The 13,885-nt window shown below is 66.6% G+C and carries 8 protein-coding genes and 4 pseudogenes; 4 read left to right on the forward strand and 8 right to left on the reverse strand.

Translation table 11 applies throughout. The features are described from left to right. Nucleotides 1-23: 23 nt before the first annotated feature. From B118_RS28590 to B118_RS28595, 3 genes and pseudogenes are all read right to left on the reverse strand, one after another. Nucleotides 24-1,245, reverse strand: a pseudogene (locus B118_RS28590) (tyrosine-type recombinase/integrase). Beyond that, nucleotides 1,245-1,442 (reverse strand): excisionase family DNA-binding protein, encoded by a 198-nt coding sequence (locus B118_RS0119275; protein WP_028193238.1) that lies wholly within the window; start codon nt 1,440-1,442, stop codon nt 1,245-1,247. Before B118_RS0119275 ends, B118_RS28590 begins: the two are co-directional and overlap by 1 nt. Then, a pseudogene (locus B118_RS28595) lies at nt 1,439-2,713 on the reverse strand (replication initiator); the annotation flags it as partial. The gene B118_RS0119275 and the pseudogene B118_RS28595, both read right to left, overlap by 4 nt. A gap of 1,120 nt (nt 2,714-3,833) precedes the next feature. On the opposite strand from B118_RS28595, the gene B118_RS31855 reads away from it, so the two are divergent. Beyond that, nucleotides 3,834-6,218: a tetratricopeptide repeat protein gene (locus B118_RS31855; RefSeq protein WP_162173358.1), complete on the forward strand. Its 2,385-nt coding sequence runs from the start codon at nt 3,834-3,836 to the stop codon at nt 6,216-6,218. A 281-nt stretch (nt 6,219-6,499) separates the two neighbouring features. Here B118_RS31855 and B118_RS28600 read toward each other — a convergent pair whose 3' ends face one another. Further along, nucleotides 6,500-6,901, reverse strand: coding sequence for a hypothetical protein (locus tag B118_RS28600; protein WP_027646584.1), 402 nt, complete (start codon nt 6,899-6,901; stop codon nt 6,500-6,502). Nucleotides 6,902-8,383: 1,482 nt separating this feature from the next. Next, nucleotides 8,384-8,836, reverse strand: coding sequence for a hypothetical protein (locus B118_RS31860; protein ID WP_155256570.1), 453 nt, complete (start codon nt 8,834-8,836; stop codon nt 8,384-8,386). Between the two features lie 600 nt (nt 8,837-9,436). Between B118_RS31860 and B118_RS0119300 the strand changes: the two genes are divergently transcribed. Then, the gene (locus B118_RS0119300) at nt 9,437-10,003 is read left to right on the forward strand and encodes an NUDIX hydrolase (protein WP_027646956.1); all 567 of its coding nucleotides are present in this window, start codon (nt 9,437-9,439) and stop codon (nt 10,001-10,003) included. Between the two features lie 3 nt (nt 10,004-10,006). On the opposite strand, the gene B118_RS0119305 is transcribed toward B118_RS0119300, so the two are convergent. Then, on the reverse strand, nt 10,007-11,428 hold the full coding sequence (locus tag B118_RS0119305; protein ID WP_028193240.1) for a helix-turn-helix domain-containing protein: 1,422 nt from the start codon (nt 11,426-11,428) through the stop codon (nt 10,007-10,009). 147 nt (nt 11,429-11,575) lie between these two features. Here B118_RS0119305 and B118_RS0119310 point away from each other — a divergent pair, with 147 nt between their 5' ends. Both B118_RS0119310 and B118_RS0119315 read left to right on the forward strand, forming a co-directional pair. Beyond that, on the forward strand, nt 11,576-11,914 hold the full coding sequence (locus tag B118_RS0119310) for a hypothetical protein (protein ID WP_027646954.1): 339 nt from the start codon (nt 11,576-11,578) through the stop codon (nt 11,912-11,914). A 3-nt stretch (nt 11,915-11,917) separates the two neighbouring features. Continuing rightward, nucleotides 11,918-12,190 carry a hypothetical protein gene (locus B118_RS0119315; protein ID WP_027646953.1) on the forward strand — a complete coding sequence of 91 codons (273 nt, stop codon included), beginning with the start codon at nt 11,918-11,920 and terminating at the stop codon, nt 12,188-12,190. Between the two features lie 132 nt (nt 12,191-12,322). On the opposite strand, the pseudogene B118_RS28605 reads toward B118_RS0119315, so the two are convergent. Beyond that, nucleotides 12,323-12,839: pseudogene (locus B118_RS28605) on the reverse strand (tyrosine-type recombinase/integrase); the annotation flags it as partial. Nucleotides 12,840-13,287: 448 nt separating this feature from the next. Continuing rightward, nucleotides 13,288-13,544 (reverse strand): annotated as a pseudogene (locus B118_RS33030) (hypothetical protein); the annotation flags it as partial. Nucleotides 13,545-13,885 lie beyond the last annotated feature (341 nt).

Here is a 13,885-nt window from a genome sequence, read left to right on the forward strand (position 1 = left end):
CAGCAGCGAAGTACAGCAGCCCGTCATTGTCCGAGTGAATCGCCGAGACGTTTGAGGGCGTCCCTGGTCGCCTTTGATGAGACCTGGGTGTAGATCTCCATCGTCACGGAGAAGCGGGCGTGCCGAAGGATCTGCATGGCGACTCGCGGATGGACGTCGAGATCGGCCAGGAGGGTGGCGCAGGTCCGACGGGCGTCGTGGACGGTGATCGGCCTGACTCCTGCTCGGTCGCATCTCGTCTGCCAGGAGCGTTGAAAGTTGCGCGGCTCGATGGGTGTGCCATAGCGGGTGGTGAATACGAGGTCGTTCTCGTGCCACGTTTTTCCGGCGGCTGCTCGTGCCTCGTCGCGTTGGCTATTCCGCAACCTGAGTGCGGCCACGCAGATGTCGGGCAGGGGGAGGGCGGCGTCGGACGCCTGGGTCTTGGTGTCGCGGTGGAGAAGCTTCCCGCGTACGCGTTGCAGTTGCCGGCCGATGGTCAGCTCGCCGGCATCGAGGTCGAGGTCCTCCCATGCCAGTCCCAACGCCTCGCCTTTACGGAGGCCGGTGACGAGGACCAGGGCATAGGCGGCGTAGAGCGGGTCCTCGTCGGTGCGGGCCGATTCTAGGAACTTTCGCGCCTCGTCGCTGGACCAGGACCTTCCGCGTCGACGGCGGACGGTGGCCAGAGTGACCGGCACGGCAGGATTCTTGCTGATGAGGTCTTCGGCCTGGGCGTGGGTGAGGGCGGCCCGCAGCGCGGCCCGGATGTCGCTGACCGTGCGCGTCGACGGGACCGCCTGGCAGGACCGCCCGACCGCGCAACAGCGGCGTTTCTCTTGACGACGGGCGGCGTCCTTGCCCTGGGCGCAGCACTGGCAGGTACGGGCCACCTGATTGAGCCAGGTCTGTACGTCCCGCGCCTGGAGCCGGTCGAGGCGCTTGGACCCGAGGCCAGGGGAGAGGTAGCGGCGGACGAACGTCTCGTAGGTGGCGAAGGTGAGCGGCGCCCGGTTCGGTTCGATGATCTCGGTCAGCCAGTAGGCGAGGAAGCAACCGACGGGTCGGGACACTGGTCGCCACCGGTCCCGCCTTGGCCTGCTGGTGCAGTTTGATCCACTTGTCGTGCACGGCGTCCCGTGTCTTGCCGTAGACGTACTTGCGTGTCCGCTTCCCATCGGGCTTGGTGACCCAAACGTATGCGGCGAAGCCGGTGCGGTACGGGAAGATCGACCCCTCGCCGTTGACACGGGCACGTCCGGGCATCAGGCGGCCTCCTGCCGTTCTACCTGCTCGCGGATGTACTTATCGACCCACTCGGGGAGGACACGGCGATACTTGCCGTCCTTGATGGAGCGCAGCTCACCGGTGGCAATCTTCATCTTGACCTTGGAGATTCCGAAGCCGAGCAGGACGGCGACCTCGGCAGGTGAGTACCAGCGGGGGTGAAGGTCGTGGTTCATGCGGCGGCCCCGGTAAGCCAGGCATCATGGGCGACTTCTTCCCGGCCGATGCGTCTGCTCTCGCGTCGCTGTCGGGCGGCAGTGTTGGCGAGTAGGGCGTCACCGTCGGTGCGCCAGCCGGCCCTGAGGTAGGTGAGCGTGCCGACGGTGAGGGTTTCGGTTCCGTTGTCTTCGGTGCGGCGGTAGGTCGCGCGGGTGTCGCGGAGCAGGGCGGAGGTGACCGAGTAGCGGCGGGCTTTGGTGAGGAAGTGGCCGCCGAAGCCGAGCATGTGTGCCCAGCGGCGGAGTCCGGCGTAGGGGTTCGCTGTGGTGTCAAGGCGGCCTTGACGGTCGCAGCCCTGTCCGGCGCTGCCGGTGGTACGGGTGGCGGTGGGGCGTCCGAGTCGCCAGCAGGCGTCGATGAGGCGGGCGGTATGGTCGCCGTCGGGGTTGGCGTAGGTGCCGATGGTCGCGGAGGTGAGCCGGGTCGAGGCGTGACCGGTGACTTCGGTGGCCTTGGTCGCGTACTTGGCGAGGTAGGCGGCGACCTTCGCGTCGGTCACGGCACCATCGCCGCTGCCGACGCGGCGCATGTCGATCTGCTCGCCCCATGCCACCGGCCAGCCGTCGAGGCGGTCGGGGTGTGGTGGGGTGGTGACGGTGATCTGCCGGGCTGCCGCGTGCACGGCGTTGTCCAGGTCGTCGGCGGTGATCCCGGCCGGCGGCGGCGTCAGAGCACCGGAGTCGCCGGGGTCGACGCCGTCGAGGCGCAGCAGGAGGTGGAAGTGCACGGCTCCCCGGTGTTGCATCTCGGCGACCTTGCCATGTGACACCTGAACCGGCGGCACCCGACGCACCCGGCCGGAGTCGGTGACGACCTGGACGTGGCCGATGCCTCGTCGGCGGCAGAGAGCGGCAAGCTGGCGTTCGATGGCCTGCTTGGTGCGCCGCCACAGCTCGCCGGAGAAGCCGTTCCACACGGCGTGGTGGTCGTGGTCGTAGCAGTCCGGACAGAGTGGCAGCCCGAGCTGCGGATCGTCGGTGTCGTGGCGGGCGAAGCAGGCCGCGGGCTGCCCGTGCTCGCAGGTGCCGGCGTCACGGCGGGCGCGGCAGGGCGCGGGCCGGCAGTCGCAACGCTGGCGGGCGGCGCAGGTGTGCTGGGGAACGTGCCGGTGATGGACTGCGCCGAAGGAAGGTGCGGTGAACGTGGCGAACACGACCGGATGCCGTGCGACGGTGGCGGGGACGGTCTTGCCGCCAGTCAGGCCGGTGCGGACGACCTGGAAGGCGTCGCTCTGCGGCCGTCACGCCTGACGCCCGCCGCCTGGGCGCGCGCCGGCCGCTGCCGCTGTCGCTCTGCGGCCGTCACGCCTGACGCCCGGCGGCTGGCGCGGAGAGCGGGGAGCCCGATGGGCCGCCGCAGAACGACAGACGGTTTGACCGGTGAGGGGTGGGCCGGCAGCCGGCCGGGCCGCGCGGCCACGAGCCCGCGCGGCGTAGGGGAGGGCACGCCGGCCGGGCTGGCGAGCTGACGGTGGTCGCGGAGTTGCGGTTAGAGCGCCTCCGGCGGGGGCGCTCCGGCTCCAGGATGGCCGGGGCTGCGTCGGCGGGTCACGGTCCGTGGGTGGTTGCGGTAGGCCATCCCGCCTGCCATCGACCCGGGCAAGCCGAGCAGACCGCCGCCCGACCCGCCAGCGTCCGAACCTGCGTCAAGGTCCGCCTGACATGGCGGGCCGGGCGGCGGCCCGCTCCCCAGAGGGCGGGCCGATGGCAGACGGGATGGCAGGGAGTATGCGGGCTTGTTGGGATGGTCGCCGCCTAGCCCCTCGCGCGGACGGCATTGCTCCACAATGTTGTGATGGAGGGATGGTGCGACCCCGACAACCATGGTGGATACCTCTTCTCTGGCTGAGTGCGCTAGCACTTGCTGTGGCAGCCTTGGTTGCTTGGGGCTTGCCGAACGCAGTCACCTCACGAGCCAGCCAATGGTGGACTTGGATCGAGCGCGTGGGCTGGATCATCGGCGCAGTGAGTGGGGTGGCCGCCCTCGCGACTCCAGTGGCCGAACGGTTACAGCAGCGCCGCCGTGAGCGGGCGGAGCGGGAAACGGCTGAAGCAATCGCACGGCGCGAACAGGAGGAGGTGGCCGTTGCGGAGATCGGTCGCAGACGTGGTTGGTGGGACCAGCTCCGCCGCGTTCGCGAGTGCGATCCGCTAACGCTTGGAGTGCATGAGGCACTCCCACTGCCTGCCTCGTTGCCTCCGTCCCTGTCGGCCCAGCTGGACCCTCGCCTTCCCGTCTACGTCGAGCGGGATCTCGATTCCGACCTGCGAAGTTGGCTCTACAAGGCGCAACTTACCGGCGGATTCGCACTCGTCACAGGTGGATCATCGGTAGGAAAGACGCGTTCCGTGTATGAGGCGATCTCTGCGGTGATGCCAGACTGGCACCTACTGCGCATTGGAAGAGCCGCCACGGTGAATCGTCTGGGGGATCCGGCGCTGGAAATGCCGACGCCGGGTTTGGTTCTCTGGTTAGACGAACTGCAGAACTTTGTGCAGGGACCCTACCTCAATCCGCGTGATGACGCCCTGGACCCTGAAATTCTTCGGCGGCTGCTCAATCTCGACACGCCTATCATTCTAATTTCCACCACGTGGCATGAGCGCTTTCAGGAGCTACGCAGCAAAGAGAAAGAAGAGTCGTCACACGTGCTCCGGCCGCGCTACCCAGAGGCTCACGAGGTCCTCGGCCTAGCGACCTTCCATCGCAGCCTTCCTGACCGACCATTCACTACCGATTCTGAGCGCCGCAGCCTAGCTAACGCTGCGGAACGAGATCCCCGAATCGTACGAGCGAGCAAGGATCCGAACTATGGAACCACCCAGGTGCTTGCTGGTGGCGACTGGCTGATCCGTCGTTTTGACAATGCGCCCCGTCCATATTCACATGCCCTGCTTAGCGCTGCTATCGATGCGCGTTGGCTGGGGGTGCGCGGACCGTTGAGCGAGTCGTTGCTACGAGACTTAGCCCGCGCCTACTTGCCTGCACCGGAACGCGCCGATGAGTGGTTTGCCCCCGCCCTGGCCTACGCTACCGCCCGGGATCCGTACGAGGCAGATACGGCGGCGCTCCTTCCGATCGCAGATCCTGACAACCGCAAAACGGTCGGTTTCGAGATCGCCGATTATCTACTTCAGCATATGCTTCGCCAGCGCCGCCTACATCCTTCCCCAATTCCCGCCCTGGCTTGGCATGTCCTTGCCGAGCACATTGATTCTGGGAACGAGTTGCATTGGGTGGGAAACGCCGCTTTTCATCGCGATCTGCCAGAGATTGCCGAAGTCTTGTATAGGCGAGCCGCCAGTTTGGGCGACGGAACGCCCTCGGCTAGCCTCGTCCGCCTACTTAAGGACTTGGGCCGAGACGCTGAGATTGAGGAGCTATGGCGCGAAGGGGCCCGTGCTGGCGACGCGAGCTCGCTTCGGCGTTTAGGCATTCTGCTTGCGGCGGAGGGCCGGGACGTCGAGGCGGAGCAGGTATGTCGCGAAGGATTGGCCGGCGGCGACGCGCGAATCTGCGGAGTATTGGCCAACCTGCTTTCGCGGCAAGGTCGACGAGTTGAGACGGAAGACGTCTGGCGACAAGGAGTTGCCCTCGGCGATGTGCGTTCGTGTCGAGCATTGGCCGATGCGCTTAGGCGGCCGGCATGGCATCCGGAATCTGACCAATTAATGCGGGATATCGCAGAAAACAGCCCGGCTGTCTACCAAACCTTGACCGCGCTGCTTCGAAGAGCGAGCAGACACGGCGAAGCGGAGGAATTGTTGCGAGAAGTGGCAGGCGGAGAACCGGGTATCCGCCGAATATTGGGTGATTTATTGCAACAGCAGGAGCGTTATGCAGAAGCTGAGCGACTTCTACGGGGCTGTCTCACTGCTGGCGATGTCCGGACCCACCGGGCGCTCGCCACTATTCTCCGCTCTGAAGGTCGGCATGCGGAAGCGGATGAGGTCTTGAGGTCTGCGGTCGCTGCCGGCGATTACCGCGCATGCCGCATGTTGGTCTACTCCCTCGAAATGCAAGGCCGTGGCGACGAAGTCGAGGGTTTATGGCGCGAATGTGCCGCAGCTGGTGACCCGGGTGCTCGTAAGACTTTGGCGAGCCTCCTGAAGAAGCAGGGCCGCGACGACGAGATTGAGGAGGTGTGGCGGCAAGGTGCTAACGCTGGCGATGCGAATGCCCGGCGGCATCTAGCCGGGTTGTTGTACAGGCAAGGCCGGCATGCGGAGGCGGAACAGGTATGGCGTGAGGCTGCCAGGTGCGGCGATAAAGGGGCGCTCCACACTTTGACCGAGCTGCTAGAAAAGCAAGCCCGGCACGCGGAGGCGGAGTCGCTATTGTGGGATGCGCTGAACGCCGGAATCGTAGGCGCTGTTCAGCATCTAATCGCCTTGCTGCGTCACCAAGGTCGGGACGCTGAGATTGAACACGTGCGGCGGGTGGCCGTAGACGCAGACCTTCCTGGATCAGTTGGACCGCTCGCAAACCTGCTGTACCGGAAGAAGCGCTATGTAGAGGCTGAACAGGTATGGCGGGATGCAATTGCGAACGGGGTGCCCGGAGCCCGAAGAGGTTTGGCTCACTTGCTTCGGAAGTTGGATCGGGAGGCGGAGATCGAACTGGTGTGGCGCGATGGAGTCGCGGCGGGTGACCCACAAGCGCGGAGGCAACTGGCCGAGTTGCTGGAGCGCCGGAGGCAACTTGAGGTTGTTCAAGGTGCGAGCGAGGCTTAGGGGCGCTGACGGGATTAGCCTCGCGGGTCGATCTGGTTGCATTCCTGGCAGGGTGGCCCGCCCGCCTGGGGCCATCCGGGCACCTACGGCTTGTGAACGTTGACACCCGAGCCGCGTAGACCAGGCGGAGAAAGCTCCCCTCGTTGCTTGGCGGCCTCGTACATGCCGACTGTTGAGCGCCGCAGGTCAGGGGAGAAGGGCTGTATGTTCCACTTCAACGTCTGAGGCTACGAAGCGTGGTAGCCGTTCCACTTTGAGCGGTTCACGCTCGCGCCAACCAGTCAGCCACCCAAAGAGGCAACCTTACGGGTGGTCGTCGCCTCATTGGATGCCCGCCACGCCCGCAGTTTGCGCCAGAAGTGCCACGGCCGGTCCAGCCAGTCCAGCACCGCGTCCTTGGCCGCAGCGAACTTATCCGGCTCTGAGCCCAACGCGATCCAGCCCACCTCCGGGTCACCTGAATGCTCGACGGCTCTCCAGTGCCCCACGGCCGCGTTCCGAAGGCGCTTGACCAGCCGCCACGGCACTCCGGCAGTACGGAGTGCGACCTGAAGGCGACCCAAGTAGACCTGTAGGTCTAACCAGTCGTTCTCACCGCCCTTGGCCCACACGAGCCGATCCAGCTCCGCGAGCTGCTCCGCAGCAGCCCGGCGTGAGTCGCCGCGCCTGCCGAAACGTGACAAACCCGCTCCGATAAGTAACGTGATCACTGGAAGGAGCCGGTCCCATAGAGCAGCGTCAAGCACAAGCGAAACGTACCCGAGAAGCTCAAGCATCCCCTGGGTCTACTGCTCGCCTAGCGGCTGGGTGGCTCGTTCGTGGCGTCCCTAGTTGCTGTCGACAGCAACGGTGACAGCAACCAGCCCGGACAGGGGCGACCGCCGACAGCGGAGCGCGGACCGTTGCCCGAGGTCGCGGACATGGACGGACCCTGCCGGACGGAGCGTCCAGAACTTGTAGCGAGATGTCCGGCGGGCCCGGCGGTGAGGCGCAAGCGACGCGAGGTAGGCGTCCGGGCTGTCATGTTTCCGGGCAGGACGGCCTGTCACCACTGCCGAATCACTCTCAATAGGATCAAGCGCGCTCCGCGCGGCGCGGGCCGGGCGCGGTAACCGGCTCCTGACGGAGCCGCCGCCCCGCCCGCCTTCGGCGGCGGGGCGGTAAGTCGCCGGCCCGAAAGCCACGCCCGCCCCGCGCGTCACCCACTGGTTCCGTGAAGGGAACCGGTGACGAGTCCCGGAGGACGACCGGGACCAGGACGACAACGTCCTACCTCACGTCACGCATCCAGCCTCACGACGGGAACCGCAGACCGGTCGACGGCCGGGCCGGGCCAGTTGCCGAACGGAATTACGCCGATCGCTCACGGGTCCGAGGTGGGGAAGAGGTGAGGGTGGGAAAGGGCGGAGGGTGGGACAGGGGTTGGGGTTAGGGCTTGTGCCTCCGGCGGGGGCCAGACGACTCCAGGATGAGTTGCCGAACGGTTTGCGGCCGTGGGTGGTAGTGGTTGAGGGATGCCATCCCGTCCACCCCCGACCCAGGCAAGCCGAGCAGACCAGGGCCAGGGCGACAAGGTCGTACGTCCGGTAGGGCGCTCCACCTTGTCGCCCTGGCCCTGGCCCGCCCCACGGTGTGCGGGCCGGCGGCAGACGGGATGACAACTGGTAGTCCGGGCAGAGGCCCTTAGGCTGTGGATAACTTCCGGGTTCCGCACGCAGATAGCTATAGCACCTGTGGAAAACGCGATATCGGTGAATTGGATTTGCCGAATGACGCAGTTATCTATGCAGGGAATGGGTGCTGCGGCTGTGGACAACGCCTTTAGCAGGCCAGGCAGCGCTTCCAACGAGGGGTCGAGCGGCTTTCACCACAGGGGTCCGACAGGGTTGGGTAGCATCTGCGCTGCTGCAATCCGAGTCCTCTAGCAGGACAAACAAGGACTACCGGGGAGCCGTGCGGCTTATACGACGGGGGACCGACAGCAGGAGCAGCCGTTACACCGCTACCGCACCGGGGGGTTGTCATCGATGTCGAGTAGGTTCTCTTGGCGACCGATGCTCGCGGCGGGCTTGTCTTAGATCCCGTTGCGAACAGTGGTATAACAGTCGAGAGCGACACGGACGATGGGGCAAGTTTGCTTGCCCCATCGTCGCAGACCCGCCCTGTTAGACATATTGGCCTTCTGCTCCGAGGTCGTTGATAGCAATGCGTAGCGCGTCTTCCAGCTTGACAAGTTTGGCTCTGGCGAGGACCACATAAGGAGCGTCCGTATCAAGATACGCTCGACCAGAGGGGTTATGGCTCGGGTCCCCTTCCATGAGCTCAAATGTAATCATGTCCTCCGAAACCCTGAATTCCCGCCAAGCATCCTGAAGATATTGCGGTGCGAGCAGTTTGACCTGACCGGTCAACTTTTCGTGGTGGAGTGGCGAATAAGAAGGTGCGCCGCGATAAAAGTCGTAATCACTCGTGACTGCCTCGAAGAATGCCTCAACTCGCTCGGCGTATTCGGAGATATCGACGTATAACCTGATGCGGAGTTCCCTCAGTCGGCTCACTTTCCCTTTGCCAACGAACTCTGTCTTCCTCGCGATCCCGCTGCCACCGCTCGTCTTCACGTCTCTTGCTGAGAACTTGAGTAAGCAGCGCAGCGGTGACAGCTCCCGCGACTCCGAGAGCGGCGACGATGATAGGAACCCACAGGGGTGTAGTGGCCTGCATGCGGACAGTCTGACTAACAAGTCCTGCGTCGATTGACCAAGCCGGCTGGTACAGCCACCCGTACAGCCAAACCGGCTGACTGACACAGCCATCGGTCAGCGGTGGCCGACAGCACGAGCAGGTCAGCGGCAGTCACCGACGCTGGCCGACACAAGTCTTGATCTTTGCAAGGCACAGGTTCGGAAGCTGTCCACCGCTCGCAGACTGCCCTGCGGGCGGCCTCCGGCCGTCCTCGTGCGCCCGCAGCGCTTCATCCGGAGTCAGCAGATCGTCAGCGAACGCCTTACCACGTGGTCTGACTCGATCATGTACGACGGCACGACCGATGCGTCTGACCAGCGGTACGGCACTTGATCACACTCGCTGCTACGTCAGGTCACTTTCCCCCCCGACGGGGGTCGGTGAGGGGTGCTCGTCGGCTGGGCGGCGGCCCGAGCAGTGCGCCCGGTGGCGTTGCCTGCGGCGCGTGGTGAGGGTTCGGCGCGGATACTGGCGGGGTGGTGGAGAAGCAGGCGACGGAGTTGACCCGGTGGACGATCCACGGCGAGCGGGTCGTGGACGACACTCGGCGAGCGCGGCTGAGCATCGCCGAGGTGGAGCTGCCCGACGGGGTTCGCTTTGAGCAGTACGTGATCCGGGCTCCCCGGTCGGCCATGGTCGCCGTTCTCGATGATCAGGAGCGCCTGCTGTTGATGCGACGGCACCGGTTCGTGTTCGACCGGTGGGTGTGGGAGCTGCCCGGTGGCTACGTCGATGACGAGGAGCACCCGGCGCAGTGCGCGGTACGGGAGGTCGAGGAGGAGACCGGCTGGCAGCCCCAGGGGGTCGAGCCGTTGCTTTCCTTCCAACCGTGGGTCGGCACTGCTGACGCCGAGAACCTTCTCTTCCTGGCCCGGCAGGCTGAGCACATCGGCGCGCCCGTGGACGTGAACGAGGCGGAGCAGGTCGCGTGGATTCCGCTCGACGAGGCGTACGGGCTGGTGTCCCGGGGTGAGATCGTCGGTGCCGGCACGGTGATCGCGGTGCTGGAGCTAGTCGCGCGCAAGGCCCGGGGAGAGCTGTGACGGTCAGCGTCGAGGACCGAGGGTGGCGTCGATACGGCCGGTGAAGTGCCGCACGGCGGGAAGTCGCCGGTGCGGGGCGAGTTGGGTTTGTAGGTCGCGGAGGTAGCGGACGGCTCTGGCAGATCGGAGCTGGGTGGTCAGGGTCAGAGCTTCCGCGCCGATGGTGCAGGCCCGGTCAGGTTCGCCCTGTTGAGCGTGGACGTTGGCGAGCAGGGCGAGGTTGAAGGCTCTGCCGCGTACGTAGCGGTTGTCCATGCGCAGGGATCGGGCGGCGAAGCGTTCGGCGTGGGTGTTACGGCCGAGGGCGTGGAAGCAGTGGCCGAACTTGGCCGACAGGTACGCCTCGTCGAAGTAGCTGAGCCATTGCGGCTCGGTGCTGCGGTCGGCCCGGTCGAGGGCTTGTTCTGCCTGGTGCAGGGCGGCGGCGCAGGCCCGTTCGTCGTTGGCTTTGGCCAGGGCGTGGGCTTCCATGACGTGGGCTTCGGCGGCCAGGACGGGGATCGCGGCCCGGCGGGCGGTCTGACCGGCGGCACGGGCCAGGTCGAGGCCGGTGGCGGTGTGGCCGAGGTAGGTGGCCTGGTGGCTCATCGCTGCGAGGATCTCCGCGCCGAGGCCGTCGTCTCCGGCGGCGTGGGCGAAGGCCAGGGCGAGGGTGAGATACCGTTGGGCGATGCCGTGCTCGGCCATGTCGTACGCCTGCCATCCGGCAAGTTGGGCCAGTTCGGCGGCGGCGCTGAGTAGCCGTTGGCCGGTGGTGTGGTCGTAACGGCCGTCGGTGAGCAGCGGGGTCACCTCCTGGTGGAGGTAGCGGGCGACAGTGTCGCGGGCGTGCCCGCCGCCATACTGGTTGTCCAACTGGCGGTAGGTCGCAGTCATCGCGCGGATGGTGTCAATCTCCGGTTGACCGACCGCGCTGCGGCCGGGTTGGGTGACCGGGACCGGGTCAGGGGCGGTGAACCAGCGCAGCGCCGGCAGGGTGTAGCCGGCGGAGCTGAAGGCCATCTGCCGGAGTACGTCTCGACGGTTCACGTCACCTCGCCAAAGCTCTGCGGCACTGCGTACGTCCTCCTGCCAGGTCCGGATGGCCGGCGGCTCGCTGGCCCGACCGGGGATGAGCCGGCCGAGGTCGGCAGGCGACACGGCCTGACGGGGTGCCAGGCCCATCGTGATTCGCGCCTGGTCGGGCATCCGGCAGCCGTCGGCGATCCGCTCCAAGACGTCGATCGAGGTGACCCTGCGTCCGGCCATGATCCGGCTGACGTAGCCCTGTTCCAGCCCTACGGCGGCCCCGATCCGGCTCTGACTCGCCCCGGTGAGACTGGTGATCCAGCGGAACAGCCCGCCGATGTCGCGGGCGGCCAGGGCGGTCAGCACCTCGCCGTGCGACCACGTGTCCTCCGGAATCCGCAGTGGATCGAGCAGCACGGCAGCTCCCAGCGTCGCGTTCCGACTACTCAAGGTGTTCAGGTCGACAGCCTAGGGCGACCATTCGTGCTGGTCGAGCCCTCCCATGTCACCGTGACATGACCGCTGGCCATGGAGCGGCCCGCCGCCGGGCGGGATGGTCGGCGCATGTCCTTCGATGTCGAGAACCCGCCCGTGGAACCGCCCGCCGACTGCCAGCACCGCCTGCTGTGGCGACTTGCCCGTGCTCTCTGGGAGGCCCACCGGCCCGACAGCGCCGGCTTCTGCGTGGTCGCCGGAGGCTGGCACACGAATCAACACGACCCCTGTCGGCTGGCCCAACTCGCCCAGGAGGGGATGCGAACCGCCTGTGGCGAAGCCACCCCAGCCTCGCCACCCTGGATCGCCGTCACCCGCGAGCGCCTAGCGGCCGGGGACATCGACCCCGTGGACGCCGTCGCCGAAGCCCTCTGGCACCACCGCCACGCCCGCAGGACAGGGCGGTGACCAGTGGGAGCCCTCTACATCTCGACAGCCTTCCGGGAGTACGCCAAGGCGCAGGTGGCCTACGCGGACATCCTGCTGATCAAGCACGCCGAGTCGGCCCTGAGCCTGTGCCGCTGCGGCCGGCTCCATCCCTGCGACGACCGCCAGCACTGGCTACGGATGCGCGCCCACTTCGGGCGGTTCCTCACCGACGAGCGGTACAGCAGCGAAGTACAGCAACCCCACCCAACGAACCCGACCCCGAGCGACCCCAGCAGGCCGGTTGACCTCGCATGACACCCGATGCGACCGCCTCGCCGAGAGTTCACACCGAAGAGGTCACTGGTTCGATCCCAGTATCGCCCACGTTGAATATTTACAGGTTAGAGGCCAGATCCCGAATCGGGGAGCTGGCCTCTTTCGTTTCTCTCATCGGTGCTTGGGAGAAGTCTGGGAGACGATCTCTACGGCCGACTCAGTTTCCTCGGTCAGCAGTCGGTTCAGGACGGCCACGGGGGACCGGGGTGCCATTGCTCGCCGCTCGGCTACTGCCGCCTCCCACAGTTGCGTCAGGCCGTCGAGCAGCCGGGCTCGCATCACCGCCGTGACATGCGTGTAGCGGGCCTGAACGGAGCCGTCCGCGTGGCCCATCCGTTCATCCGCCAACTTCGCGGGCGTGCCCAGCTCCTCCATGAGCGTCTTGTGCGTGTGCCGTAGCCCGTGCGGGGTCAGCCCCGGAGCGATCGGTAGCCAGCACGCATCAGCGCGGCCCGCCGCGTTGCGTCCCCGAACCGGTATGCCTGGCCACGGCTCCCCGAGCACCGGAACGGGCCGAACCTTCAGGTGCCCCTTCGTCGGATGCCAGCCAGTCACGGCCGGCTGAAACAACCAGGTGGCGAAGCGTCCGACGCCAGTGCGCGGCCAACTCCCCAGAAGCGCCGCCACGTCAGCGCCGGGGCCGCGCGTGCGGCCTGGAGGCCGGTCACGTCCCGGCGCACGCGGCGTACCACAACACCTACAGCAGCCGACCGTCCAGACGCACACGTACAACTCGGCACCGTGGACCGCACTCGGCGATTGGCCAGAACTCGGCACTACGACGCTGGAGGGCACCGTCGAGGTACAGCCCTGGACATGCCGCGCCAGCGAGCCCGAGGCAAGAAGCTCGGCAGGGGGCGCTGTCCGCCGTGCGTGGGCAGACGGCTCCCTGTGCCGGGCGGGAACTGCGGTTGGGGTTGGGTCAAGACCTGGCATCTGGGAGGGGGAGGGGTGGCCGTCGTGGACCGGGTAAGCCCTCCCGGGGGCCGAGTCCGCCGTGGGTTGCGGGTTTAGGTCAACGGCGCCGCGGTGGCGGCGTCCGGCTGGTGCCGGGCTCGTGACACGAAAGCTGACTGCGACCTCAGCCGCGCGTCAAAGCGAGGAACATGGCGCAGGCCGGCGAGCCGGACGTAGATCTCCCGCCGGGCAACCGCCCGCGTGGCCCTGGCCGTCAAGCTGGTAGCCAGTGAGCCACACCCCAACCGGGGTAGGTGGGCTGCGGGCACACCGAGATCATCCGGAACACGAAGCCCGGTTGTCGCGCGGACTGCACCGAGGCGGCGGGACCGATCACCAGTTCTTCGCCTGGAGTCGAGGCCGGTAAGTGGGTCATGGGTTGCGCCTCGCGGTTAGGGACACGATCGTCCTCCTCGGCGACTGCCTGCCTCCAGGGCTCCGGCAAGGTAGCGATATGACCGTTGTGGCCGGTTGGGTGGGGACGCTCCGGATCATGGTGGTATAGAGACGGGCGCGGCCTTTCGATAATCATCCAGGTGTCGAGTCTGGGAAGATCAAAGAGGACCACGCCCGTTGGGATCATCATCGCTGATTGATGTGTTGGCCGTGCACGCGGACCACCTGGATGAGTCGTTGCCGGTCCAACGCCGGTCGAGCCTGGTCACGGCGTTGGCGGCAGTGCCGGACCGGCGAGACCCCCGCGGTGTCGTCCATGCG

It is taken from the genome of Salinispora pacifica CNR114 (assembly GCF_000514775.1).
Classification (GTDB): domain Bacteria; phylum Actinomycetota; class Actinomycetes; order Mycobacteriales; family Micromonosporaceae; genus Micromonospora; species Micromonospora pacifica.

What these genes read in the sequence shown, in the direction of transcription:
- B118_RS0119275 (WP_028193238.1), bottom strand. Translation starts at nt 1,442, where the DNA reads ATGAACCACGACCTTCACCCCCGCTGGTACTCACCTGCCGAGGTCGCC.
- B118_RS0119310 (WP_027646954.1), top strand. Translation starts at nt 11,576, where the DNA reads ATGTCCTTCGATGTCGAGAACCCGCCCGTGGAACCGCCCGCCGACTGC.